At 70.2% G+C, this 26,725-nt stretch carries 15 protein-coding genes; 11 read left to right on the top strand and 4 right to left on the bottom strand.

All coding sequences use genetic code 11. The annotated features are described in order from the left end of the window. Positions 1-51: 51 nt before the first annotated feature. Complete coding sequence (locus ACFY8O_RS16305; RefSeq protein WP_387902667.1) at positions 52-1,035, bottom strand: GNAT family N-acetyltransferase; 984 nt, start codon at positions 1,033-1,035, stop codon at positions 52-54. Positions 1,036-1,143: 108 nt separating this feature from the next. On the opposite strand from ACFY8O_RS16305, the gene ACFY8O_RS16300 reads away from it, so the two are divergent. From ACFY8O_RS16300 to ACFY8O_RS16290, 3 genes are all read left to right on the top strand, one after another. Then, positions 1,144-1,833 carry a TetR/AcrR family transcriptional regulator gene (locus ACFY8O_RS16300; protein WP_387902664.1) on the top strand — a complete coding sequence of 230 codons (690 nt, stop codon included), beginning with the start codon at positions 1,144-1,146 and terminating at the stop codon, positions 1,831-1,833. A gap of 339 nt (positions 1,834-2,172) precedes the next feature. Continuing rightward, positions 2,173-2,526, top strand: a complete 354-nt coding sequence (locus ACFY8O_RS16295; protein WP_387902661.1) for an EamA family transporter — start codon at positions 2,173-2,175, stop codon at positions 2,524-2,526. Between the two features lie 262 nt (positions 2,527-2,788). After that, the gene (locus ACFY8O_RS16290; protein ID WP_387902658.1) at positions 2,789-3,235 is read left to right on the top strand and encodes a DUF6892 domain-containing protein; all 447 of its coding nucleotides are present in this window, start codon (positions 2,789-2,791) and stop codon (positions 3,233-3,235) included. A gap of 22 nt (positions 3,236-3,257) precedes the next feature. Here the strand turns inward: ACFY8O_RS16290 and ACFY8O_RS16285 are convergent, their stop codons facing one another. Continuing rightward, entirely contained in the window at positions 3,258-3,716 is a 459-nt protein-coding gene (locus ACFY8O_RS16285; protein ID WP_387902655.1) for a VOC family protein, read from the bottom strand. A gap of 446 nt (positions 3,717-4,162) precedes the next feature. On the opposite strand from ACFY8O_RS16285, the gene ACFY8O_RS16280 reads away from it, so the two are divergent. The 8 genes from ACFY8O_RS16280 (at position 4,163) to ACFY8O_RS16245 (ending at position 24,869) form a co-directional block, all read left to right on the top strand. Beyond that, the gene (locus ACFY8O_RS16280; RefSeq protein ID WP_387902652.1) at positions 4,163-4,828 is read left to right on the top strand and encodes a hypothetical protein; all 666 of its coding nucleotides are present in this window, start codon (positions 4,163-4,165) and stop codon (positions 4,826-4,828) included. A 284-nt stretch (positions 4,829-5,112) separates the two neighbouring features. Continuing rightward, a complete protein-coding gene (locus tag ACFY8O_RS16275) occupies positions 5,113-6,015 on the top strand; it encodes a class I SAM-dependent methyltransferase (RefSeq protein WP_387902649.1) in 903 nt (300 codons plus the stop codon). A 125-nt stretch (positions 6,016-6,140) separates the two neighbouring features. Next, positions 6,141-6,779 carry a DUF6230 family protein gene (locus ACFY8O_RS16270; RefSeq protein WP_387902646.1) on the top strand — a complete coding sequence of 213 codons (639 nt, stop codon included), beginning with the start codon at positions 6,141-6,143 and terminating at the stop codon, positions 6,777-6,779. After that, positions 6,770-7,174, top strand: coding sequence for a DUF6114 domain-containing protein (locus ACFY8O_RS16265; RefSeq protein ID WP_387902643.1), 405 nt, complete (start codon positions 6,770-6,772; stop codon positions 7,172-7,174). Before ACFY8O_RS16270 ends, ACFY8O_RS16265 begins: the two co-directional genes overlap by 10 nt. A gap of 1,239 nt (positions 7,175-8,413) precedes the next feature. Beyond that, entirely contained in the window at positions 8,414-9,526 is a 1,113-nt protein-coding gene (locus ACFY8O_RS16260) for an SDR family oxidoreductase (protein ID WP_387902640.1), read from the top strand. 85 nt (positions 9,527-9,611) lie between these two features. After that, on the top strand, positions 9,612-11,195 hold the full coding sequence (locus ACFY8O_RS16255) for a PfaD family polyunsaturated fatty acid/polyketide biosynthesis protein (RefSeq protein ID WP_387902638.1): 1,584 nt from the start codon (positions 9,612-9,614) through the stop codon (positions 11,193-11,195). Positions 11,196-11,246: 51 nt separating this feature from the next. Beyond that, the gene (locus tag ACFY8O_RS16250; protein WP_387902635.1) at positions 11,247-17,171 is read left to right on the top strand and encodes an SDR family NAD(P)-dependent oxidoreductase; all 5,925 of its coding nucleotides are present in this window, start codon (positions 11,247-11,249) and stop codon (positions 17,169-17,171) included. A gap of 51 nt (positions 17,172-17,222) precedes the next feature. After that, entirely contained in the window at positions 17,223-24,869 is a 7,647-nt protein-coding gene (locus tag ACFY8O_RS16245) for a beta-ketoacyl synthase N-terminal-like domain-containing protein (RefSeq protein ID WP_387902633.1), read from the top strand. A gap of 257 nt (positions 24,870-25,126) precedes the next feature. Here ACFY8O_RS16245 and ACFY8O_RS16240 read toward each other — a convergent pair whose 3' ends face one another. Together ACFY8O_RS16240 and ACFY8O_RS16235 are read right to left on the bottom strand one after the other, a co-directional pair. Then, positions 25,127-25,714 (bottom strand): hypothetical protein, encoded by a 588-nt coding sequence (locus tag ACFY8O_RS16240; protein ID WP_387902631.1) that lies wholly within the window; start codon positions 25,712-25,714, stop codon positions 25,127-25,129. 349 nt (positions 25,715-26,063) lie between these two features. Then, positions 26,064-26,540 (bottom strand): hypothetical protein, encoded by a 477-nt coding sequence (locus tag ACFY8O_RS16235; RefSeq protein ID WP_387902628.1) that lies wholly within the window; start codon positions 26,538-26,540, stop codon positions 26,064-26,066. Positions 26,541-26,725: the final 185 nt, after the last annotated feature.

Raw genomic sequence — 26,725 nt, 5'->3', positions numbered from 1 at the left:
GTGACGTGAACATCGCCACGTGACTCCTGAGGGACAGCCGAGGGAGGCCTGTCACTCCGGGAGGGCAGCAGGCTCGTCGTCCCAGGCCATGGAGGACATCCTCCAGCCTTCGCGGGTCCGCAGGAACTGGGTGGTCTTGTGGCCGCACCCCTCGAAACGCGCTCCGTCCCGGACACCGGCCTTGCGGTACTCGGAGAACCGGTGCGCGACCGATCCGAAGAGCTCCGTCCGCTCCGAGACCTCCCACTCGGAGAACTCCGTCAGCGTTCCGTCGGTGAGCATCTTCTGACGGGGCTCGACGAAGGCGTCCACATCCATGATCACGGGGTCGTTCCCGATGTTCGAGATGAACCGCCCCTCCGGGACGAACACCTCGCGGATGATCCCGAGGTCGGCTCGCCTGCCACCGGTGTTGGTGAAGGAGTCCATGAACTGGCTCATCAGCCGGTCGATTTCCGCCCGGTCGTCGGCCGGGGGAGCCGACCGGTCCTCTGCGGGAGGCCACTCCTGCGCCAGGACGGACCACACCTCGCTGTCGTGCCGGAGCCCGCGGTAGGGATAGCGCTGCCGGAGCACGCCGTCCCGGGTCATGCCCAGACGGCGCGCGGACGCGATGCTGCGGGTGTTGCCGGACGCGACCCACCACTCGACTCTGCTCATCCCGCGTTCGGTGAAGGCCCAGTCGATCAGAACCCTGCACGCACGGGTCACCAGCCCGTGCCCCTGCCCGGCCTCCTCCAGCCAGCAGCCGATCTCGCACACTCCCGAAACGGTGTCGAAGCGGGTGAACATGACGCCGCCGACGAGCACACCGTCCAGCCGGATCCCGTATATCCGGCCGCTGTCGGAGGACGAGCGGTCGGCGTAGCGCTGGAGGGTCGTCCTGGCCGAGGCGAGGTCGGTGGTGAGCGACGCCCAAGGGATCCACGGGTCGACCAGAGGGCGGGCCCGGTCGATGTGCGCGAGGAACTCCGGTGCCTGCCAGGGTTCCAGAGGACAGAGCTGAGCGTGGTCGTCGAGGGGATGGGTGAACATGGGCGTTCCGCCTTTCAGGTCCAGCCGGCCGGATTCTCGGGCAGGAAACTGCCGACAGGCATAGGGCGAGCGGGTACATAACAATCGTTTGGTACGTAGGATAGCGGCATGGCACCCCCCGCACCCGGAGATCACGAAGCCCGCCGCAAGGACGTGTCCGAGGCCGTATGGCGCGTCCTTGCAGCCAAAGGGTTCGGTGGTCTGACGCTGCGCGCCGTCGCCGCCGAGATGGGCGTCTCGACCGGCTTGCTGACGCACTACTTCCCGAGCAAACGGGCCCTCGTCACGCACGCGTTGGACCTGCTGGAACACGACACGGCGGGACGCCCGCGCCGGACTCCTCCCGCCGACGGTCTACCCGCCGTGCGGGCCATGCTGCTCGACATCCTGCCGCTCACTCCGGCCGACACCGCCCGGAATCGCATCTGGGTCAGCTCCTGGGACCTGTCCCTCGCCGACGAGACGCTGGCCGCCGAACAGGGCGACCGGTACACGAGGTTGCGCGACCGTTTCATCCCTCATCTCGAGACGGCACGTGACCGAGAGGAGATCCCTCCGAACACCGACACCGGTCAACTGGCGGCAGCCACCGTCGCCTTCGTCCACGGACTCGTGGTCCAAGCACTCTTCGACCCCGGCCGGTTCTCCGAGGACGTGCAGATCGCCATGGTCGACGACTTCGTCGCCCGGCTGGCCGGGTCGGGGCCCTTCACCGGACAGGTCGCTCCCCATGCAGCTGCTTCCGACGCCTCCGCCGCCCGCCGCCTGAGGCGGGCAGCCGTGACCGGCGAGCACTGATTACTGGCTTCGGGCCGGCGGTGTACCAGACGGCCTACTTCGCCTCCGTGCAACAGGCCGGGCTGACCGTGGCCACGGGGGTGACTCGGGGCGCGGCTCCGGTACTGGTCGCCGCCGGAGCCCGGCTCATGCCGGGCGAGCGCACCGGTCCCGCCGCAACCGCCGCGCTGGCGAGCGCGGTCGGCGGCCTGGCGCTGCTGACGGCCGGACGGGCGCACCGCCCCGCCCCTCTGGTGGGCATCGGATACGCGCTTCTCTCCGCCGCCGGCTCCGCGGGCGTGACTCTGCTGGGCCGTCTCTCCCGGCCGGGAGAACGCCGGTGGCACGAGGGGGTCCACGGTGACCGGCTTCGCGGTCGGCATGGTCTGCCTTCTGCCGCCGGCCCTGGTGGAGGGCCTGTTGCCTGACGTGGCGCGCCCGGGGTGGACGCTGGGCCGGGTCCTCTACCTGGGCGCGGTGCCGGCGGCGCTGGCGTACACGGTGTTCTTCGTCGGCCTCGGCGCCGTCAAGGCGACCCCGGCTTCCGTGGTCGCCCCGGTGGAGCCGCTCACCGCAGCGGTCATCGGTGTCCTGTTCTTCGGCGAGCGGTCCGGCGCGATGGTGCTCGGCGGCACGGCTCTCCTGCTGTTCGCCGTGCTGTTCCTCGCCGCCGCCGCGGGGGCAGGCCGAGCGGCGTCCGGACCGCTTCCGTGAGGTCGGCGCGGGACCGCTCGCCCGCGGAACTGCCGCGCTCTGCTCCTCGGCTACCGGGGCCCCGGCCCGCCTTCCGGCCGGGAAGGGCCAGCAGACGCCGCCTCGTCGGGCGAGAGCTGGAAGATCCTGCGTGACCGCCGACTCAAAGGCGACGGAGGGCTGACGGTGTCGCGCCCGGCTCTTCCTCCAACAAATCCAAGATCGTTACGGGGCGACCCTCAGCCACACCGAGGTTGTCACACCCCGCTCCTATGGTGGACCCATGACGCAATTCCACGACTTCAACTTCAAGCTGCTGGTCATCGAACAACTCATGTACTCCGACAAGACGCTCGCCCCCACGTTCGAATTGGGATCCCATCTCGTGGAGCAGGGCCTGATCAAGGACGACGGGGATCCCGCGTACGCGTACACCGTGCGGAATGGTCTGAGTTATCAGGTGGTGCCCATCGCCCGGAACTACTTCGAGGCGTTGGAGATCAGCCCTGAGCTGCTGGCCACCGTAGAGGAGCTGTTGCTCGACGGTGGACACAGCGTCTACTTCCACTGCTCCCCGATCTGGGACGGGGAGGACGACCTCTACGATGTCCACTCCCTCGACGACCTGCAGCTCCTGCCCAACCTCAAGCACATCAGAGGTGCCGACGACTTCTGGCCGCCGGAGTTCCTGGAGGTCCTGCGCGAGCGGGGGATAGCGACTGATGGTTAGGACCTGTGCGCCGGATCATCGTTCAGAGGAAGAGTTCCCGGGCTCGACGGGCCACCTCGTCCGGCGTGAGGTCCTCCAGGTGTGTGAGGAAGACCCAGATGTGGCCGTAGGGGTCCTTCATCATGGTCGTGCGGTCGCCGTGGAACTGGTCGGCCGGGGGCTGCAGGAGTTCCGCACCGGCCGCGGTGGCCTGCCGCGCCAGAGCATCGACGTCATCGACGAAGACGTGCAGGACCACGGTGGTTCCGCCGACAGCCGTCGGTGCGCTGAAGAGTGGTCCCTCGGCGTCGCCCAGCATGAGGGTGGAGCCCTGGATCCTGACCTCTGCGTGCATGATGCGTCCATCCGGGCCGTCGAGGCGGAAGAGCTCTTCGGCGCCGAAGGCCCGGGCGTAGAACTCGATGGCGTTCGCGGCGCCGTCGACCATGATGTGGGCGACGACGGCGTTGCGGTAGGTCTCGGGAACGGCGGTCTCGGTCATGGGAACTGCCTCCTCGGATGGCTGCTGCCGATGACCCTGAAGGTAGAAGCTGAACCGCGCTTGAGGTCAAACGTCGATCGATGGGCGACCGAGACGACTCCCGGGCTGCCCATGGCTCGGACAACGACCTCACGCCTTCCCAGCCCGGCCCCGTGGCGCAGTGCGCCAGGAAGGACGGCTGATCACAGCCGTACTCACTGAGCTCACCGACCAGGACGTCTCCATGCAGGAGCTGCCATCGCGTATCTGGTGGCCCAGTGCCTCCCCCCGGTCGAGTCTGCTGCACGCTGGGTGCGTGCCTGCGTGCCTGCGTGCCTGCGTGCCTGCGTGCCTGGGTGCCTGGGTGCCTGCGTGCCTGCGTGCCTGGGTGCAGGTCTTGGGCCGTAACAGAGCAGGCGGGCTTCTGCCTGAGGTGTTGCCGGGCCTCGCCAATAGACTCCGATGCCATGGTGGCTGCCACACCCGTATCGCCCGTCCCGGTCGCGCCGGACGGTTTGACCAGCAGGGCCAAGAGGTTCGTCGCGTGTGAAGGCATCCTTGTCGCCCGGCAGGACATCGAGCGTCACCGACACGCCTGGATCGAGCACGGTGTCCCGGCCGTGGAGGTCGATCGCGCGGTGGCTTTCGACGACCTGTGGGGCGGTCTCGCGCTGCCGTCGGCGCCGTTTTACGAGAGCGGCCCGCGCGTCTTGGGCGCGGACGCTCCCGAAGGCTCGGACGCTGAGGGCTGGTGGATCCCCGCCGGGGACTGCCGCTATTCCATGGCCTACGGATTCATGATCGGCCCTGGTGGCGAGTTCGGGATCCACGGCTACCACTGGGCACCGTTGCATGCCAGTACCGAAGGCTGGGTGGAGTCGCTGGCACTGGCCTGCCATGCGAGACGCTGGGCCGAAACCATCACGAGGATCACCGGCGAAGCCGTCGAATCCCTGGACCTCGAAGGGTACGAGCCGGTACCTGAGGTACGGGGCTTGACCGACACCTGGTGGCGAGGCAAGGACTCCCTCATCGCCCTGTACCGGGGTGAGGCCGTCAGCATGGACGCTCCGGGATGCCTTGAAGCCCATGTCTACGGTGGCCTTGACGAGTGGGGACTTCACGGCGGCTGACTGCTGGCCGGCCGGGTTCTGAAGATGGTGCCCCCTGAGACAACACCAGACGCAGCCGCCGACAGCGCTGAGCCCAGTCACCGGATCCGCCAGACACCGGGCTGAAGCACACAGCGGTTCGGGAAGCGGAAGCCCGCCACGCCCGACGCCACTCAAAGATCATTTGCGGGGCAGTCCACAGGCGCGACCGGACCGCATGGCAGAAGTCGTTACTTTGGCCGGGCCGCGGCGTTTGTCTGATCACCAGGAAGTGATCGCGTTCGCACCCTCGATGAGAGTCCTCGATGAACACGCCTCTCGAACTCGCTGAAGCCTACGAGACCGACAAGAACCCTCTTTTCTCCGTTCTGCACTCCCTTGGGTGGGGAGACCTGCTCAACCTCGGCTACTTCACACCCCTGACACTGCTCCGCCTCCCAGGCGGCCTGTCGTCCTTCCAGGAGGACCTCGTCAGCCGTTCGCTCGGCCTGCTGCGGATCCAGCCGGGCGAACAGGTTCTCGACGTCGCCTGCGGCGCTGGACACACCACCCGCCGGATCGCCGAGCAAGGCGCCTTCGCCACCGGCATCGACCTCTATCCGCCTCACGTGGCGCAGGCCCGCCGGCAGCACGGTGACGATGTCCGCACCAACTTTCTGCAAGCCGACGCCACCGACCTGCGTTCCGCCCCCGCTTTCGGTGACGCCGCGTTCGACAAGGTCCACTGCCTGGAAGCCGCGTTCCATTTCGGGCCCGATGGCCGCCGCGCCTTCCTGGAAGAGGCCTACCGTCTCCTCAAGCCCGGCGGCCGGCTCGTTATCGTCGACTTTGCCTGGGCCACCGGTGATCCCGCCGAGATCAACGCGGCCGACCCCGGGCGTGTCGTTCGCGACACGTGGGCATTCGAGGAATTCGAACCGCTCGACCGCTACATCCGTCATGCGATCGACATCGGATACCGCCCGTGCCATGTCCATGATTGGACCCGTCCCGTCGCCCGACGCTTCATGACCGTCGGCGTCCTTGGCGCCGGCCTGGCCCTCTCACCCGCCGGGCGTGGCCTCCTGGGACGGGTGCTGCCCCCTCTGAAAGATCTGACCCGTGCCCAGTGGCTCTCCTTCTCGAGCATCGTTCTGGCGCACGTGCCCGTTCAGCGTGCCAGCCGTTACATCGCGCTCGTTCTGGACAAGCCGGCCCGTGAGGCGTGACCGTTGCATGTGTCGTAGGGCACCCGGACGTGGTCGACGGGCGGGGTGATTGCCGAAAGGAGGGCGAAACCCCGATGCCGATTCCTCGTTGAACGGGTCCTGGACCGAAACCGAGGAGGATCACCTTGGAGCTGACGGGCGCACGTGCCCACGAAGCCCCCGAGCACCGGTGGGGCGCGGGGCGGGGGCGGACGAGCTGGCGGCGGTTCGCTCTCGCGGCAGCCGGCTCGTCCGCACTTGCCGTCGGTACGATCGCGACCACGACCGCGGCGGCCGTCCCCGTGTCGTTCGCCATGGCGGGCAACCCCTTCTCCGTGACCGCCCAGCGACTGGAGGCGGAGGGCGCAGTGCAGTTCGCCTCCTTCCGTGAGAACGCTTCGGGCGGGCAGACCCCCGTCGCGGCCGTCGGCCTGCGCAAGGCCACGCTGTACGGCTTGTGCCAGTCAGCGGTGGCCCGTACGCCGCTCGGCACCGCGACGCTGCTGATCCGGGCCGACGAGCAGAAGCCGGTACGGGTCTCGTCGATGGCTCTTGACCTGGCCCTGTTGCAAGGGGACATGACGTTCGGGCAGGTGGAGATGGGCCGGGACGCGGCCACGCTCGAGGGTGGCGGTGTCACCGGGCCGTCGGGGACTTACGGCCAGCAGGCGGGCACGCTGACGATCGAGCACATGCGCCTTGAAGCCTGGTCCGTCACCGCCGGGATGTTCTCGCTGAACGGCGCCACCATGCAGGTCGTTGCAGGGAAGCACCCATGCCGGTGAGGAGCGGCCGCCGCCCTGTCGCTGCAACGGTGTGCACCGCCGCTTCCGGCGCGGAACTCGGTTATTTCCCACTGGCCGACCCGGGGCTGCTGCCCGTGCAGGGCACCAGTGGGGCGACGGCGGTGATGCTGGCGTTCGCGCTGGCCGGCTGCGCTGTTCACATGTGGACACGGCCCGCGCGGGCCGCGTACAGCGGGAGTGCCGCTATTGCATTCGGGCTGCTGTCCTACCCCTTGGCCAACCTCGGCGGCTTCCTCCTGGGTCTGTTCCTCGCTCTGCTGGGGGGCTCACTGGCGCTGGCCTGGCAGCCGCCGCTCGCTCATGTGCCGACCCCCTGGGAGGCGCAGACGGAGCCGGTACCGCACACCGGCGCCGACGCCGGGAACAGCAGGTGAGTCATCGCTCCGTGCTCCGACGACCGGTGGTGGTAGCGGCATTCACCCTGCTCGTCTGCTTGGCTCCTGCCGGGGCACAGGGCACCCCTGGCGCGCCGCCGGGCGGCCGGGCCGAAGCTGGGGCGGCCGATCGCGCCGACGGTGCTGCTCGGCCTGACCGCGGCTGTGACCCCGGCGGGTTGCCCTCCGTCGCTCCGGACCGCGGCACACGCGAGCCCGCGGCCCGTGCCGTGGTGGCATGCATGTCCGCGGCGGTCCAGGACAGCGGTGCCGCCCTTGACGGGGTCACGTTGCGGGGGGCCACGCTCACCGTCGCCGGTCTCTACTGTCCCCCCGCCACGGACACCTGCCGGGCGGTCTCGATCGACCTGCGCAAACCCCGTATCCGCTACTCCGGCGGCGCCGGGGCCTCGTGCATGACGGCCGAACGCATCACCCTTTCGGGAGCCGTGCGTTTCCGCGCCTCCCACCTACGCGGAAGGGTTTTCGGGGTTCTGCCTGTGACCCTGTCCAGTCGCACGGTGCCTCCGGTGCCCGTGCCGTACCTGGAGCTCGAGGGCGTCGTGGCGCACGGTCTGTGGACCTCGGCAGGCCGGGTTGAGGCTACGGCGACGAGCATCGGCCCCGGCAGCGCCTGCGAGAGCGTACTGCGGCATCACGCTGATACGGCGTCGGTCGGTACGTAGGCCGGGGCAAGGCAGTTCCCCTCGGTCGGCTTCGCGTCGGGGAGGTCGCCGACCGCGGCCGACAGACGGTGTCCGGTCATAGGTACGGAGTTGGGCGCGCTGCGGTCGAGGATGTGGGCCCACGGCGCGGCGAGCTCTTGGTGAGGAGTGGTGTCGGCGGCGCCACCCTGGCGTCCCTTTCCGTGCGGCCCTGCTGAGCGCACGGCCGCGGGCGGCCCTGACCGGAAAGCACACTCCAGCGTCCCCCAGGCACCAGCGCCGTCAGTCGCTGTGCCACCGCGGGGCAGTGCACGTCTCAAGGAGTCGCACCATCCGGTTCATGCGCTGAGAGGGCGACGATGGTCGGGGAGAAATCATCGTACAAAATACTCCTTAAGGCCCATTCGGGTGAAGTCCGCTGCTCCAGATGGCCGTGCCGTTTCCGAGCCGACTTCCCACCGGTTGTTCATGGCAGTGGGGCGATGGGTGAGACAGGCCTGGGAGTCCCGACAATTTCGCACACCGTCGCAAGGCGGCCGCGTCCTGGTTCCTCCGAGCTTTGGAGCTGCTGAAAGTGCATGTCGCTCTTACCGGTGCCACCGGGTTCCTTGGACTGCGCCTTCTCCGTGAGCTGCTCACGCGCCACGACTCACTGACAGTTCTCGCGCATTCCGGTGGAGCGTGCGCGCTCAGACGGATCACGAGGTTCATGGAGCTGACCGGCGCGCCCGCCAGTCTGGTCGAGGAGCTTCCCCGCAGGCTGCGCACCGTAGACGTGGATCTGGGACGACCCCGGATGGGACTTTCGGCTGACGCATTCCAGGAGTTGGCAGATGAGCTGGACGTGATCTGGCACAGCGCGGGCAACATCAAGTTGGACGACGCTCTGGTGAATCTCCGTCAGGTCAACGTCGAAGGCACCCGGACCGTACTGGAGCTGGCCGCCGTGGGCGTCCGGAAACCGGTGGTCCACCACATCAGCACCGCCTTCGTCGGCGGAGCGCGACGTGACGGCGTGCTCTACGAGGACGAACTGGACGACACGCACGGCTTCGAGAACGGATACGAGCAGTCGAAGTACGAGGCCGAGGTCCTCGTACGTGAATGGTCCCGGGTGCATGGACGCCCGGTCGTGATCATGAGGCCCGGCGTCCTGGTTACCGACCTGCCACCCCACCCGGACCTGCCGCGCCATCCGATGCAGTTCATCCGTGAGGCCGGGCAGAGCTGGCTGCCTGAGGTCACCGGCGCCATGTCACACGGGAACCGACCGGTGCTGCGGATGCCGGGCCACCCCCACGGTCACCTGAACCTGATGCCTGTGGAGCATGCGGCCGCTGTCATGGTCCAGTTGGCGGGCATGCCGTCCTCGGGGCGGGTCGACACCTACCACGTCGTCCACGAGCACGACGTGTCGGTCGACGTCATGACCGCACTGACCGAGCGGTTCATGCGCGTGCAGGTGAAGATCGTCGACGAGGCGCCGGAGGATCCGACCCCCCTTGAAGCAGCCACGGACCTCTACCCCGGGTTCATGGCCTATCTCAAGCATCGTCGCCGTTTTGACGACACCCGCGTACGGACCCTGTTGGGTCCGGTTTCCTCAGGTATCCGTGTGGGTGTGGAGTACCTGTCCAGCGGCCTCACCACGAAGGCGACGGCAGTGTCGGGTACGGGGGCGCGTTGATCCCGACGGGCTGAAGCCGTCTCCCTGCCGCCGATTTCCCCCTCGTGACGCGACGTCCACACCCCCTTCGAGAGGAACCCGACCCTTGTCCGTACTGGCATGTCCCGACGAAGCCGACACCGCGTCGCCGGCGTTCACCGCCGAGCAGATCGAGGTCTGCGTCCGGCGGATTCGCGAGCATGCGCACATTGTCACCGGCACCACGGGCCGGGAGCTGGGCCTCGTGATGGGCCCGAGACCCGCGGGCCCGGTCGTCGGCACGCTGCCGCCGCTGTATCCGGAGTGGCTGGGCGGGCGGGACTTCTGTGACGCGCATGGCGTCCGCTTCCCTTACGTTGCCGGCGAGATGGCGAACGGCATCGCGTCGACGCGGATGGTGGCCGCCATGGCCCGGGCCGAGATGCTCGGGTTCTTCGGCGCAGGCGGCCTCGGACTCCCCGAGGTCGAGCGTGCCGTGCACGAGTTGGCCGCGGAGCTGGCCGGCGCGTCCAACTGGGGTGTGAACCTGATCCACTCGCCCGGCGAACCCGAGCTGGAGTACCGCGTCGCCAAGCTGCTTCTGCGGCAGGCCGTCCCCTGCATCTCGGTGTCGGCGTTCATGGGGCTCACCCCCGCCGTGGTGCTGTGTTCGGCCGCAGGGTTGCGCCTGGGGGCGGACGGGCAGATCGCGCGTCGCACGCGGCTCTTCGCCAAGGTCTCGCGACCGGAGGTCGCCGAACGCTTCCTCTCTCCGGCGCCCCCCGAGCTGTTGCGCCCCCTGGTGGAACGAGGAGAGCTCAGTGCGGAAGAGGCCGCGCTGGCCGCACGGGTGCCGGTGGCCGAAGACATCACGGTGGAGTCCGACAGCGGCGGACACACCGACAACCGGCCACTGGGTTCCCTGCTGCCACGGATCCTGGGCCTTCGGGACGAACTCACCCGGCGCGTCGGCTACGCAAGGACGGTCAGGATCGGTGCCGCTGGAGGATTGGGCACACCCGAAGGGGTGGCCGCGGCGTTCGCACTCGGCGCGGCCTACGTGGTGACGGGGTCGGTGAACCAGGTCGCCGTCGAAGCCGATGTCTCCGACGACGCGAAGGCGATGCTGGCCGCCGCCGACATCGCGGACGTGATCATGGCTCCGTCCGCCGACATGTTCGAGCTGGGCGTCAAACTCCAAGTTCTTCGGCGCGGGACCATGTTCGCGCAGCGGGCCGGGCGCCTCTACGAGGCCTATCAGGCCCATCCGTCCCTGGAGGAACTGCCGCCACAGCTTCGCTCCAAGATCGAACAGGAGGTTCTGCGGGGCCCGATCGACGAGATCTGGGCGCGGACCAGGCGGTTCTGGCAGCAGCGCGACCCGGCTGAGATCGTGCGCGCGGAGAAGGACCCCAAGCACCGTATGGCCCTGGTCTTCCGTTGGTACCTGGGGAACTCCAGCCGCTGGGCCATCACCGGGGACAGCGCCCGGCGCAGCGACTACCAGATCTGGTGCGGTCCGGCGATGGGCGCGTTCAACCGATGGACCGCCGGCAGCTTCCTGGCCGAAGGGGCCAACCGCTCCGTGGTTCAGATCGCGCTGAACCTGCTCGAAGGCGCCACGGTGACCACTCGTGCGCACCAGCTCCGCACGTACGGCGTGCCGGTGCCGACATCGGCGTTCGTCTTCACGCCGCGCCGCCTCGCCTGACCACGCCCACCCACCGAACGCGCCAACCGTACCTTCGAACCAAGGGACAGCATGTCCGACATCCGCCCCACCCAGGTCCCGATCGCCGTGGTCGGTATCGGCGCGCTGCTGCCAGGTTCGCCGGGCGCCGACGGCTTCTGGCGCACGGTCGTGGCAGGCCGCGATCTGATCACGGACGTCCCAGCCAGCCGCTGGCTCGTCGAGGACTTCTACGATCCCGATCCTGCCGCCCCGGACAAGACCTATGCCCGCCGGGGGGCCTTCCTCCCAGAGGTCGGGTTCGATCCGCTGGCCTTCGGGATCCCGCCGAACACCCTCGCCACGACGGACACCGCGCAGCTGCTCGCCCTCATGGTGGCCGAACAGGTCCTCGTCGATGCCGGCGGGCTGGCCGGAATGGACCGCGAGCGCGTCGGCGTCATTCTCGGCGCCGGCTCGACGGAACTGCAGATGCACATGGCGGCGCGCGGTCAACGCCCGGTGTGGCTCAAGGCCCTGCGGGAGAACGGCATTCCCGAGGACGAGGCGCAGACCATCTGCGACAGCATCACCGACCACTACGAACCCTGGAAGGAGTCGACCTTTCCGGGGATGCTCGGCAACGTCGTCGCGGGCCGGATCGCCAACAGGTTCGACCTGCACGGCACGAACCACATCACCGACGCCGCGTGCGCGAGTTCCTTCGCGGCCCTTTCCACGGCGGTGAGCGAGCTCTCCCTCGGCCGGTCCGACCTCGTGATCAGCGGTGGCGTGGACGCCTCGAACGACGTCGGCATGTTCATCTGCTTCTCCAAGACGCCGGCCCTGTCGCCCAGCGGCGACTGCCGGCCGTTCTCGGAGGCGGCCGACGGCACGATGCTCGGCGAGGGCATCGCCATGTACGCGCTGAAGCGGCTGGCCGACGCCGAGCGTGCCGGGGACCGGGTCTACGCGGTCATCCGGGGGATCGGCACCTCGTCGGACGGCAGGAGCACCGCAATCTACGCGCCCTTGCCCGAGGGGCAGTCCCGGGCTCTGCGGCGTACCTACCAGGAGGCCGGTTACGACCCGGCGACCGTCGAGCTGGTCGAGGCACACGGCACCGGGACGAAGGCGGGGGACGCCGCGGAGTTCGCCGCGCTGCGCGAGGTCTACGAGGAGTCCGGCCGGGCGGACGGGCAGTGGTGTGCGATCGGCTCGGTCAAGTCGCAGCTCGGCCACACGAAGGCCGCCGCCGGTGCCGTCGGGCTCCTCAAGAGCGTCCTTGCCCTGAACCACAAGATCCTCCCGTCGACGATCAAGGTGGATCGGCCCAATTCCGCGATGGGGATCGACGACAGCCCGTTCTACGTGAACACCCGGTCGCGCCCATGGGTGCGCGCCGGCGACCACCCGCGCCGCGCATCGGTGTCCAGCTTCGGTTTCGGCGGAACCAACTTCCACGTCACGCTGGAGGAGTACGTCCCCTCCGCCGCCTCGGGCGGCCGTTCGGCATGGCGGACCCGCACGGCGCCCACCGAGCTGATGCTGCTCAGCGCTCCGTCGGCAGCCGCCCTGCTCGAACGGAAGCTCGACGGCGACCGCCCGCTGGCGGACATCGCCCGGGAGAGCCAACGGGACTTCCGGGCGACCGACCCCGTACGGCTCGCCGTCGTCGTGTCACACGAGGACGACCTGTCGGAAAAGCTCGAGCAGGCCTTCACACTGATCCGTCGGCAGCCGGACACGGGATTCTCCACACCGACCGGTGTCCATTACGCCAACGGCAGCCCCTCCGTCGGCAGGATCGGATTCCTCTTTCCCGGACAGGGCGCCCAGTACGTCGGCATGGGCGCGGACGTGGCGATGCTGTCCCCTGCCGCCCAGGCCGTCTGGGACCGTCTGGGAGCCGTGGAACTGGGCGACCGTGGTCTGCACCGGGTGGTGTTCCCGCCGCCGGCCTTCAGCGACGAGGAGCGCACCGGCCAACAGGCGCTGCTGACCGCTACCGAGTGGGCGCAGCCCGCTCTGGCGGTGCACAGCCTCGCGCTGCTCGAAGTACTGCGCGGTCTCGGCCTGCGGCCCGACTGCGTGGCAGGGCACAGCTTCGGCGAGCTGGTGGCCCTGCATGCCGCGGGTGCACTGGAGGCCGAGGCGCTCGTGGGACTCGCCCGCAGACGCGGTGAGCTGATGCGCGAGGCCGCCGCCACACCGGGTGCGATGCTGGCAGCAGCGGCAGGACGCGACCAGGTCGAGGACGCCATCGCCGGCATCGGGGCCGAGGACGTGTGGCTCGCCAACCACAACGCCCCGGCCCAGGTCGTGGTGTCCGGCGCGACGGAGTCGATCGAGGCCGTCGAGCGGAAGCTCGCCTCCGAAGGAGTCCTCACCCGACGGCTGGAGGCCGCGACGGCCTTCCACAGCCCGGTCGTCGCACCGGCCGGCAAACCTCTCCTCGCGTACCTGCGGGAGGTCGCGCTCGGCGAACTCCGGCTCGAGGCCTACGGGAACGCCGACGCCGCGGTGTACCCGTCAGAACCTGACGAGATCCGGCGCAGGATCGCGGACCACCTCGCCTCACCCGTGCTGTTCCGCGACGAGATCGAGGCGATGTACGCCGCGGGGGTGCGGACGTTCGTGGAGGTCGGCGCGGGCGACACGCTGACGGGCCTGGTGGGCCAGATCCTCGGCGAACGCGAGCACGTGGCGGTCGGTCTGGACCGCAAGGGGCGCAACGGAATCACCTCCCTTCAGGAAGCGATCGGGCGACTCACCGTGTGGGGCGTCTCTCTCGACCACGAGGACCTGTGGGTGCCGTACGCGCCTCCCGCAGCAGCAGCCAAGGAGCACAAGCCCAGGATGACGGTACAGATCAGCGGAAAGAACCAGGGTCGGCTCTATCCACCCGCCGGTGGGGCCGACGCGCTGCCCGCACCGAATCCGCCCCGCTCGCCGGAGGAACCCCCGCGCTCCGCACCGGCCGCGCCGATCCCGGCGCCGATCACCGCGCAGGTCACCGAGCCCGCACCTGGCGGGCTCGGCGCGCGGGCCGTCCCTGTGCCGGCCGGGGGGCCGGGCCTGGACGCCGACTGGTACGCGCTGCTCGACAACGCCCAACGGCAGACCGCGGAGGCCCATACGGCCTGCCAGCGCATGCTCATCGACAGCCACCTGGCCTTCCTGCAGATGACGGAGACGACGTTCGCCGCGCTGCTGGGAGCGCGGGGCGGTGAAGGTGCGCCCGCTCCACAGCCGGTTGCGGCGCCCAGCCTGCCGACCGTACGGACGGTGGTGCCCATGCCGCGCGAAGACGTCGGACCCTTCGAGACAGCCGTGCCCTCATCGGCCCCCGCACCTGCTGCCGCACCTGTCGTACTTCCGAATGATCCACCGGTCCCGGCTCCAGCTTCTCCGGCCACGCCCCAGGACCTGTCCCCGACATCGTTCGAGGCGCTCCTGCTGTCGGTAGTGGCCGAGCGGACGGGCTATCCGGTCGAGATGTTGAACGTGGACATGGAGCTGGAGTCGGACCTGGGGGTCGACTCGATCAAGCGGGTGGAGATCTTCTCCGCTGTGTCGGAGCTGGTCGGTGGCCGTCCGGAAGCCAACGGCGATGTGGGGGAGCTCCTCAAGCTCCGCACCCTGCGTCAGATCGTCGAAGCGTTCACCGCCACCGTTACCGCCACCCCCTCGGATTCCCCTGCCGCCGGTCCGGCCGAGACGCGGAGTACGGATCAGCGGATGCCGGCCCCGCACCACGCGCCCGCCGAGCGGGCCGAACTCAGCAGGCTCGCCGTCCGCACCCTTGACACGCCCGCGCCCGGTCTGACGATGGCCGGTCTCGGTGACGATCCGGTCGTGGTGATGGATGACGGCTGTGGCACCGCCGAACGGGTGGCGGCCAAGCTGATCGACCACGGCATCCAGGCCACCGTCGTGCCCAGCGTTCCCGCGGACGCTCGCGCGGTCGTGTACCTCGGCGGCCTCGCGCCGCTCAGCACACCCGACGACGCGCTGAAGCTCCAGCGGGACGTCTTCCGCGCGGCGCGGTCGGTCGCATCGGGCTTCACCGCCCAGGGCGGCGTGTTCGTAGCCGTACAGGACACCGGCGGTGACTTCGGGCACGATGGCCGGCAGCCCGACCGCGCCTGGCTGGGAGGCATCGCCGCACTGGTCAGGACCGCGGCCAGGGAATGGCCGAGTGCCTCGGTCAAGACCATCGACTGTGAGCGCGGGGGGCGCGATGCCGAGGCATTGGCCGAGGCGATCGTCGGGGAACTGCTGGGCGGCGGGCCGGCGATGGAGGTCGGCCTGCGAGCGGACGGAACCCGCACCACCCCGAGCGCGGTCCCGGCAGCGGTGGAACCCGGTCCGGCCGTGAACATCGGACCGGATTCGGTGATCGTGGCGACCGGCGGGGCCCGCGGGGTGACCGCAGCTGCGCTGCTGGACCTCGCGAGAACCCACCGGCCCCGGATCGTGCTGCTGGGCCGCTCCGAGCCCACCGAGGAACCGGCAGGACTGGCTGCGGCCACGGACGAGGCGGCTCTCACCCGTGCCCTCGCCGAGCGCTCCGGCACGAAGGCTCCCGCCGTGATCGGCGCCGAGGTCCGCGCGATCCTGGCGGCCCGTGAGATCCGCTCCACGGTGGCGGCCCTGGAAGGCGCCGGTTCCCAGGTCCGGTACGTGACGGTCGACGTCCGGGACGGCGGACAGCTCCGCACGGTCCTGGAGGGCGTACGCCGGGACTGGGGGCCGATCACCGGGGTGGTGCACGGCGCCGGAGTTCTGGCCGACAAGCTGATCGCCGACAAGACCGACGAGCAGTTCGAGAGCGTTCTCGCCACCAAGGTCGGCGGCCTGCGCGCGCTGCTGGCGGCGACCGAGGGCGATCCGCTCGACACGATCGTCCTGTTCTCCTCGGTGACGGCCGTGGTCGGCAACGCCGGGCAGAGCGACTACGCCATGGCCAACGAGGTGCTCAACCACGTGGCCTCCGCCGAGCGCGCCCGGCGCCCCGACTGCCTGGTGCGGTCCATCGCCTGGGGCCCCTGGGACGGAGGCATGGTCACCCCCGCGCTGGCCGCGCACTTCGGCCGGGCCGGCGTCCCCCTCATCCCCACCGAGCAGGGCGCCGCGGCCTTCACCGCCGAGCTGGGGGACCCGGGCGCCGACACCCGGGTGGTCGTCGCGGCCGGTGACGGGTTGGGCCCGATGGCAGCCGCCACCGAGCCCATCGAGGCTCAGTTGCGGATCCGCGCGCACACACATCCCTACCTCGCCGACCACGATGTCGCCGGAGTCCCGGTGCTGCCCGTGGCGATGGCCCTGGACTGGTTCGTCGGTGCCGCCGCGGCCTGGCGGCCGGATGCCGAACACGTGGTGCTGCGTGACCTGCGCGTCTTCAGCAAGGTCGGGTTGCCGCACCTCGACAGTGCGGGCCATCGGCTCACCCTGCGTGGTCGCCGCGCCCTGACCGGACTGCCTTCGAGCCTGGAGGCCGAGCTGCTCGGGGAGGACGGCATGCCACACTTCCGGACCCACCTGGAGTTCGAGGCAGGTCCCCCTCACCCGGCGATCTGGGACAGTCCGCGGGGACTCCTCCCCGCGCAGCGCACCGAGATCTACGACGGCCGGGTGCTCTTCCACCGGCAGCGCTTCCAGGCCATCCGCTCCCTCCACGGGATCGGGGCGGACGGGGCCGAGGCGACAGTGTCCGGTCTGACCGAGCTTGGCTGGGGCGGCGATCGCTGGCAGCTCGACCCGGCGGCGGTGGACGGTGGCTTGCAACTCGCCCTCCTGTGGGCAGAGCAGGCGCTCGGGGATGCCACCTTGCCGATGGCGGTCGCGGAGTGCCGGGTGCACCGGCGCGGCCCGGTCGACGGCCCCGTGCGATGCGTGGTGAAGGCCAGGAAGGTGCACGAAACGGGCGCACGCTGCGACGCGGCACTCGTCGACGCGGACGGCTCCCCCCGCGTGGAGCTGATCGGCGTGGAACTCGTCCGACGCCCCTCCTGACCCCGCTTCCCCGGCTTCGTCCGGGTTCGTGAAATGAGACTGGTCACCCGTATGGGATACGAACCGATCGCCATCGTCGGCCGGGGATGCGTGTTTCCCGACGCGCTCGACCCCGACACCTTCTGGGACAACATCGCCGCACGCCGGTGCAGTCTGTCGCCGGTCCCGGAAGGCCGATGGAGGCTGCCGCACCGGTGGGCCATGGGCACCGTCGACGACCACCTCGACCGCACCTGGACCGACGTCGGCGGCTACGTCCGGGACTTCGAAGCGGCGTTCGACCCGAACGGTTTCCTCGTCACCCCGGAAGAGATCCTCGGCCTGGACCCGCTGTTCCACTGGGTGCTGCACGGTACCCGGCAGGCCCTGCGGGAGGCCGGACACGACGAGCCGTCGGCACGCGCGGGACTGGTCCTGGGAAACCTGTCCATTCCCACCAGCGCGGGCTCGGCCTTCGCCGAACACGTGTGGCTGTCCGAGAGGACACCGTCCCTGCTGTCCGGCGCGAGGCGAGCCAGGCCCGACGCCCGGAACCGTTTCTCCTCGGCGCTGCCCGCGCACCTCGCGGCCAGGGCACTCGGGCTCGGTGCAGGGGCCTTCGCGCTCGACGCCGCCTGCGCCTCGTCGCTGTACGCGATCAAGCTGGCCTGCGACCGCCTCCACGACGGCACGGCAGACGTCATGGTGGCCGGGGCGGTCAACCGGGTCGACAACCTCTTCCTGCACGTGGGGTTCTGCGGCCTGTCCGCGGTGAGCCGTACCAGCCGCAGCCGTCCCTTCCACCGCGACGCCGACGGGCTGCTGCACGGCGAGGGCGCCGGATTCGTCGCACTGATGAGACTGCGCGACGCACTCGCGCGGGGCACGCCGGTGCTCGGTGTCGTCCGGGGGATCGGGCTGTCCAACGACGGCCGCGGACGGGGACTGCTCAGCCCGGCGCAAGAAGGCCAGGAGCGGGCGATGCACCTGGCCTACGCCATGGCCGGAGTCGCACCGCGCACGGTCTCCCTCGTCGAGTGCCACGCGACGGGGACCCCGCTCGGCGACGCGGTGGAAGTCCGTAGCATGGCACGGGTCTTCGCGGACGGTTCCGATGTGCCGATCGGCTCGGTGAAGTCGAACGTCGGGCACCTGCTGGCCTCGGCCGGCGCCGGCGGACTGCTCAAGGTGCTCGGTGCGATGAAGGCGGGTATCCGTCCGGCCACGCTCGCCGCCGAGGAGCCGCTGGCCGAACTACGCGGTACCGGGCTGCGGGTGCTGGGTGAATCCGAGCGGTGGCCCGGCCTTCGCCGGGCGGCGGTGAGCGCCTTCGGCTTCGGCGGGACCAACGCCCATCTGATCGTTGATGCCTGGAGCGGTGCCGAGGGCGGGGGAGTGGCGTTGCCCGCACCGCCGCGTCCGCCGAGCACGCCCGTGGCGATCGTGGCCGTCTCCGCCCGAGTCGGGGAGGGGGCCGGCACCCAGGACTTCCGCCGCTCGGTGCTCGACGGTCGGCGGCAAGGGCCGATGACGAGGATCGGCGTGGGCCTGCCGGGTCTGTGCATCCCTCCCCTGGCTGTCGAACAGGCACTTCCCCAGCAGAGCTTGATGCTGGAGGTCGCACGGGAAGCGGTACGGGACGTGAAGGTGCCGCGCGAGCGGACCATGGTCCTCGTCGGTGCCGGGGTGGACCCGGAGATCGCCCGCGCCACCGCACGCTGGCGTGCGCCGCACTGGCTGGAGGAAGCCGGGAGCACCGACGCCCCGGGCCTGGTAACGAGCCTGCGGGACGCTTTCGCCCCCTCTTTCGGAGCGGAGCGGGTCGTCGGCAACCTGCCCAACCTCGTGGCCAACCGGATCAACACCCAACTCGACCTGGCCGGCCCTGGATACACGGTGTCGGCGGAGGAAGCCTCCGGTCTGGTCGCACTGGACCTCGCGGCCCGCGCGCTCAGGGCCGGCGAGGCCGACGCCGCGCTCGTGGGCGCCGTCGACCTCTCCTGCGAACCCGTCCACCAGGCGGCCCTACACGAGCTCGGACGGGAGACGGACACCGGGGACGGCGCGGTCGTGCTGGTGCTCAAGCGTCTCCGTGACGCCCGCAGGGACGGCGATGCCGTGCTCGCCGTTCTCGATGACGCATCCTCCCGGCAGCCCGACGGTTCCGCGGGCGAGCCGGATGTGTTCCTCGGCGACGAGGCGAACGCCGGATGTGACCCCGCCGAACTGTTCGGCCGCGCCCACGCGGCCCACGGCCTGTTGTCGGTCGCGGTCGCGGTGACCGCTCTGCAACACCGTGTACTGCCGCGGGCGGGAGGTCCCGCCGAATGCCGTCCGGGGCTGCGTACCGCCGACGTCGTGGTGTCCCCGCTGGAAGCGCCACCGGTACGGGTGCGGCTGCGCGCCGCTGACGCTGAACCCTGGGTGCCCGGACCGACGCCACGACTGCACGTGTACTCCGGTCAGGACCGGGAAGGGGTGCTCGCGGCGCTGAGGGCGGGTACCGAGTCCAGCGAGGGCCCGGCGCGCCTGGCCCTCGTGTCGGACGGTGACCCTCGAGAGCACCGCGAGGCCGCGCGCCGCTGGCTCGCGGAGGGCGGCGTCAGGCCAGCCGGCGCGGCGTATCGCGAAGCCCCGGTGGTGGGTGAAGTCGCCTTCGTGTTCACCAACGGGTCGGCCGCCTACCCGGGCATGGGCCGTGAGCTGCTGCTGGCCCTCCCGGCACTCGGTGACGCGACCGCCGCCAGGTACGGGCCGGCGGCCTTGCCGCCCACGTCCGGATCCGCGCCGACCGTACTCGACCAGATCTGGGGGGCCGCCCATCTGGCGGCCGTTCACACCGAGTTGACGCGGGACCTGCTCGGACTGCGGCCTGACGCGGCCATCGGCTACTCCTCCGGCGAGTCGGCCGCCCTGGTCGCCCTCGGCGCGTGGCAGGACGTCTCGGCCCTGCGCCAGGACAGCTGGGAGAGCGGCCTGTTCACCAGCGAACTCACCGGCGAGCTCCGAGCGGTTCGCCGTGTCTGGGAACAACTCGGCGTTCAGGGCGACCGTTGGTCGAGCTACCTGGTCACAGCGCCCCTCGACCGGATCCGCGCGGAACTCGCGGGCGAACGAGCCGTCCACCTGCTGGCGATCAACGCCCCCGGTGTCTGCGTGGTCGGCGGCGAGTCGCGGGCGTGCGGCGCCGCCATGGCCCGCTTCGGAGCCGCACGGGTCATTCCGATCGACTACGACCTGGCCGCCCACGCCCCGGAACTGGCCGGAGTGCGCGACCGGTGGTGGAACCTCCACCACCGCCGCACCAGCGTCGTGCCGGGAGTGCGGTTCTACAGCGGGGCCACCACACACTGGTACACCCCGACCGCCGATCGGGCCGCCGACGCCGTCACCGCGCAGGGCGTCGGGACCATCGACTTCGCAGGCACGATCGAGCGGGCGTGGGCCGACGGGGTCCGCGTCTTCGTCGAGCACGGGCCGCGTGGCCTGTGCACGGGGTGGATCAAGCGCATCCTCGGTGACCGTGACCACGTGGCCGTAGCGCTCGACTCCCAGGGGGGTGGAGTGTGGCCGATGTGTCGCGCGGTCGCCGAGCTCGTCGCCGCCGGCGTACCCGTCCGGTCCGAAGCCCTCTTCGAGCAGCTGAGGGCGGCCGCACCGGCTCCGGCCGATGACGTCCCCACCCTCACGGTGCCCGCCCACCCGGAGATCACGTTGCCGTCACTCGAACAACTTGCCATGATCATGCCTCGGGCGCCCCGGCTGGCACCTCTCCCGGCGTGCCGGGAGACAGAGCCCGTCGTCGTCGACGCCGTTCCTCTCCCAGCGGCGGTGACCGAGCCGCCGGCGACGGATCTGCGGACGCTCGTCGCCCGGCAGGTGCAGCGTGTGGCCGCGCTGCACCAACAGGTCCTGGCCGACCACGCGCGGGTGCATCAGAGGTTCCTCCAGAGCAGGACGCAGCTCACCACCGCGCTCGTACACGCGGCGGCCGGATCGACGGCGCCGCCGCTTCCGCCGCTCCCGCAGGCGCCTCCTCCGGTCGCCGCGCCGCCGACCGCACCCAACGACGCCGGGCCGCAGAACCACGTACCGGGCCCCGCGTTCGACAGGGCCCAGCTGGAACACCTCGCCTCGGGCCCGGTCTCCCACCTGTTCGGACCGAAGTTCGCCGCGCAGGACGCGTACGAGGTACAGACCAGGATGCCCGGACCGCCGATGCTGCTCGCCGACCGGGTGACCGAAATCGATGCCGTGCCCGCGGCCCTGGCTGAACTCGGCCCCAAGCGCGCCACCGGCACGATCCGGACCGAGACCGACATCCGCACCGACAGCTGGTACCTCGACTGCACCGGACGCATTCCGGCCGGTCTGCTGATCGAGGCGGGCCAGGCGGACCTCCTCCTGATCAGCTGGCTCGGGATCGACCTGCTCAACGGGGGCGAACGGGCCTATCGGCTGCTCGGCTGCGAGATCACCTACCACGGCAGTCCGCCTCAGGCCGGGGAGACGTTGCGGTACGAGATCCACATCGACGGGCACGCCCAGCACGAGGGTGTCCGCCTGTTCTTCTTCCACTCCGACTGCTACGTCGGCGACGAGCTCCGGCTGAGCGTCCGGAACGGGCAGGCGGGCTTCTTCACGAGGGCCGAACTCGAAAGCACCGATGGCGTGCGCTGGGATCCGGCCACCGCCTCACCGGCCGGCAGCCTCCCACTCGACGCCCCCGCAGCACGTTGCACACGGTCGTCCTTCACCGAGGAGCAGGTGAGGGCTTTCGCCGACGGCCGCCCGTGGGACTGTTTCGGACCCGGCTGGGTCCTCACCCGGACACACGTGCGCTCACCCCGGATCGACGACAGCCGTCTGCTGTTCCTGCGCGAAATCACCGAGTTCGACCCCGCCGGCGGACCGTGGGGCCGCGGCTACCTCCGCGCCGAGGCCCCCGTCTCACCGGACGACTGGTTCTTCGAGGGGCACTTCGAGAACGACCCGTGCATGCCGGGAACGCTGATGTTCCAAGGCGGCCTCCAGGCAATGGCCTTCTACCTGGCGGCCATGGGCTTCACCGTCGCCAGGGACGGGTGGCGCTTCGAAGCGGCCGGCGATCGGCCCTATGCGGTCCGCTGCCGTGGGCAGGTCACCCCGGCCAGCCAGAGCGTGGTCTACGAGGTGTTCGTGCACGGAGTCTCGGCCGGCCCGGTGCCGACGTTGTACGCCGACCTTCTGGTCAGCGTCGACGGAGTCAAGGCGTTCCACGGCCAGAACATCGCGCTCCAACTGGTTCCGGACTGGCCCCTGTCGCACTGGAGGCATCTCGGCGGGCACACGGAACAGACCAGCGGAACACCGGTGCCGCTCCCTGTTCTCGGCGGCCTGGTCGGCCATCGCGAGCCCAAAGCGGTCGCCGTATCCGACGACGGGCTCGCGTTCGGGTACCCGTCGCTGCTGGCGTGCGCCTGGGGAAGGCCGACCGAGGCTTCCGGTCCCATGGCCGAGGTGTTCGACGGCCCGCGCCGTACGGCGCGGTTGCCCGGGCCGCCCTACCTCTTCATGTCCCGCATCGTCTCGGTGGACGGTCCGCCGGGCGGCATGCGGCAGGGCAGCAGAGTGATCGCCGAGTACGACGTACCCGACCATGCCTGGTACTTCGAGCAGAACGGCGGCGCGGCCATGCCGTTCGCCGTGCTCATGGAGATCGCGCTGCAACCGTGCGGCTGGCTGTCCGGCTACATCGGCGGCGCGCTGACCAGTGAGGGCGATCTGCTCTTCCGTAACCTCGACGGGACGGGCACGGTCACCGGCGAGATCACGCCCACGACACGGACCGTGCGTACCGAGGCAGAACTGACCAGGGTCTCGCGGGTCGGCGAGGTGATCATCGTGTCGTTCGCGGTGCGATGCCTCGCTGACGACGATGAGGTCTTCGCCTTGTCGGCGGTGTTCGGATTCTTCCCGCCTTCGGCCTTCGAGCATCAGAACGGGCTGCCGGTGTCGGAGGCCGACCGTGACGCGCTGGAAGCTCCCTGCGAGCGCTCGGTCGACCTGACGACAAGGCCCGCCCGCTACTTCGCCCGTGCGGCCCGCCTGCCCGGCCCCATGCTGCTGATGCTCGACCGGATCACCGGTTACTGGCCGGAGGGCGGCAGCGCCGGACTGGGGCGGCTGCGGTCGGAGAAGGACGTCGACGCGGGCGAGTGGTTCTTCAAGGCCCACTTCTTCCAGGACCCGGTCCAGCCGGGCTCCCTGGGTATCGAGGCCATGTGCCAACTGCTGCAGTTCTACATGATCGAGCGGGGCCTCACCGACGGCGTGGCGTCACCCCGGTTCGAGCCCGTCATGCTCGACCACGAGGTGATCTGGAAGTACCGCGGGCAGATCACCCCGACCAGCGGCCTGATCAGGGTGGACATGGAGATCCTGGAGGCCGGCGAGGATGCGCGCGGGCCGTACGCGATCGCCGAGGCCCGGCTCTGGGGAGACGAGATCTGCATCTACCACGCCTATGGACTCGGCATCCGCGTCGTGCCCGGAGAAGGCCCGCCGGCGGTGTCGGAGAGGACGCTCGATCCTGCCGTCGACACGTGGGTGGGCGACCATCGTCCGACCTGGACGGTCCCCGCGCTGCCGATGATGTCCGTCGTGGACCGGATCGCGCAAGCCGCGGCGGACCACAGCGGGCAGGACGTGATCGCCGTGCGCGAGGTCCGGCTGCGGCGCTGGATCGCGCTCAGTGATGCCGTCCGGCTCCGGACCGAGGTGGTGCCCGCACCGGCGGGTCTGGAAGTGACGCTGCTGACGTGGCGGGAGGCGGCGTCGTCCGAGCTGTCCCGGTTCGAGGAGGTCGCGCGCGGCACCGTCCTCGTGGGCACCCGGCCGGAGGGCCGCCCCGAACGGTTCGACCCGTTGCCGGACGCTGTGGTCCACCCGGACCCGTACGCGTCCGCCGAGCTCTTCCACGGACCGGCGTTCCAGTACCTGACATCGCTGGCGATCGGCACGGCCGGATCGTCCGGCGTGATCGAAGCCGCGCGCGGCACGGTGCCGGTGGGGTGCCTGAACCAGGGAGTGCTGGATGCGCTCCTCCACGTGGTCCCGTGGGACGGCTTGCAGCGATGGGAGCCGCAGATCGAAGGCGGCAGGGCCGGCTTCCCGCTCAGGGTGGTCTCGCTGGATCTGTTCGAGGACCTGCCGGAGTTCGGCGAGCTCGAAGCCGAGGCTCGATTCGCGGGACTCGATTCCGGGGACGTGACCCTCGGGCCCACGCTGACGATCGACTTCCAGCTCTGCGTGGAGGGACGGGTCGCCGCCGTACTGCGGCTGATCAGCGTCCTGCTGCCCCTCGGGCCGTTTTCCCACATGTCGCCCGTCGAGCGCCGGGAGTTCTTCTCCCACCGCCGGGCCGTGGAGGGGATGTGGCCGTCCGGGACCGTCGAGGGAACGACGGAATTCCTCGCAGGGGACGTCGAGGCCTTGGACTGGTTCAGGGGCACGATGGCGCACGCCTTCGGTCTCCCGCCCGGATCGCGAGGCGTGGACCATCTGGAGGTAATCGCCGTCAAGGCCCATGTCGGCCGCCTGACCGGGGTCCACCCGTCCCTCGTGGAGGTGAGCGAGGACCTCCGGTCCGCTCGCACCGCATCCGGGCAGCACCACCACGTCCGGGTCGTCCGCAACAGGGACAAGGTCACCGTGCACCCTGTCCGCGACGAGCCATGACCAGAGGGTTCGTCGCTGATGCCCCGCGCGTCGGCTCCGGACTCGACGGCAGCTCCCGGAACGCACGGAGCGGAACGTCGGGAGGAAGGCGCCGGCCAGGCGCAGCGCGCCTGCCCACACAGCGATGCGTACGTTCGTGGCCTCACCGATGAGGCCACCCAGGGCGGAGCCGATGGCGTTCATGTGGCCGAGTAGCGGGTCCGGAGTCAGGTGCCGGCGCAAGGTGACGCCGAGGACGTTGTCGATGCCCGTCTTGGTCACGGCGGCCACCATCCTGCGCCGGTCACCCACACCCACGGACCGGTGTCGACCAGTGCAGCCACCTGCGCGGCGGGTGCGAACCACAGCCCGGCCAATGCCAGGGTGCGGCCGTGGCCGAGGCGGGCGGCGAGGGGACGGGCGAGACGGGCACCGAGCAGGATGCCCAGGCCGCCGGCTGCCCAGTACAGGCCGAGCGCTCCGACGGGCAGGTGCGGTTCGCGGGTGAACAGCACCGGCAGCATGGCGTTGATCATCTGTGCGCCGAGGTGGGTGAGGGATGCGGTGAGCGCCCGGGGCCGCAGCTCGCGGGTGCCGAAGACGTGGCGCAGCCTTTCCGCCATCTCGGGCCGTAGCCGTCGCCTGGCGGACGAGGGCTTGGCGCGAGTGTGGTGGCAGGCGATCCCGGTGAGCCCGCAGGCGGAGGCGAGGTAGAGGAAGGCACCGCCGAGAATCGCCAGGGGCGCCGTGAGGAGCTGGACCATGAAGCCACCGGCGCCGCGGCCGGCGATGTTGGCGCCGGCCACCAGGCTGACGATGGCGGCGTTCGCCGGCACCAGGCGCTCGCGGTCGGCCAGTTCGGGCAAGACGCTCTGCGAGCGACGTCGAAGAACACCGTGGCACAGCCGGTGGGCAGCACCATTGCGTACAGGAGGCGCCGGGCGCTCGCCATCCCCGCGGCCTGGCCCCGGACGTGTCCTCGGCGATGAGCCGCTTGACGTAGCGGTTGAAGCCGAGGTCGCGAGCTGCGCGGCGTCCTTTCCAGCCGCGAGCACTCCAGGTTCTAGCCGGAGCTGGGTCTGTTTCTTGGGGGATGCCAACAAGCAAGGCAGCAGGGCGGTAGCAAAGGTGCGATCGGGTGAGTCGGTGCCCGGCTCCGCTGTACGTCGGCGTGCAGCCGGTCCGCCGTTCTGCAGAGTGCGGGAGCTTGTTGGGTCACTCTCCTTCTAGCGCTGTACGCACAGCTTTGGAGTCTGCGCTTTCGGTCTCGAAGAGATTGACCGCCTGGTCGACGAGCCAGGTGCCGCGTTCGTCGGGAACAAGCCGCAGCGCGACTTGAACGACCATGGCGAGTCGCTTGGAGTCCACAGTCACCCCCACTCCGATTCCCGCCGGGTGCGGACCGAAGGCCGGGACCTCGATCGCCTCACTGGTGCTCATTCGTGCGTCCCTGTTGTCGCCGGGTTTGGGCGCTGCAACAGCTTCGACGCACTCCGCTATGGAGTCCATCCCCCGACTCCGCCGCATGCGTTCGGTTGTAGCCTCGCAGGCGGCCTGCCAGTCATGGTCCAATTGGGCTTGCTGATAGGCCCGGGCGGCCTCGATCGCAGCCGTCGCACGCTCCTTACTCCCAGCGCCGTCCGCGCTGTCATCGGTCGCGACGCACCCTGCCAGCGGCAGGGTCACCGCCATCACCAGCACCCAAGCGGCACGTCCAAGCCGAGTAGTCACGCCCTGCCCCCTCACCTCTCATCGGCCCTTCCCGGAACCGTTCGGAGGATTACAACACAGGGTTGAAGCCGATTGATCTTTGAAGGCGTATCGGTGCTGCATCCCCGGCGGTTGGCCGGCAGATACTCGGTACGCCCCCACGGGAA

The sequence above is a fragment of the Streptomyces argenteolus genome (assembly GCF_042902585.1).
Taxonomy (GTDB): Bacteria; Actinomycetota; Actinomycetes; order Streptomycetales; family Streptomycetaceae; genus Streptomyces; species Streptomyces argenteolus.
Note: the sequence above shows the minus strand (reverse complement) of the source record. Positions and strands in the feature narration are given on the sequence as shown.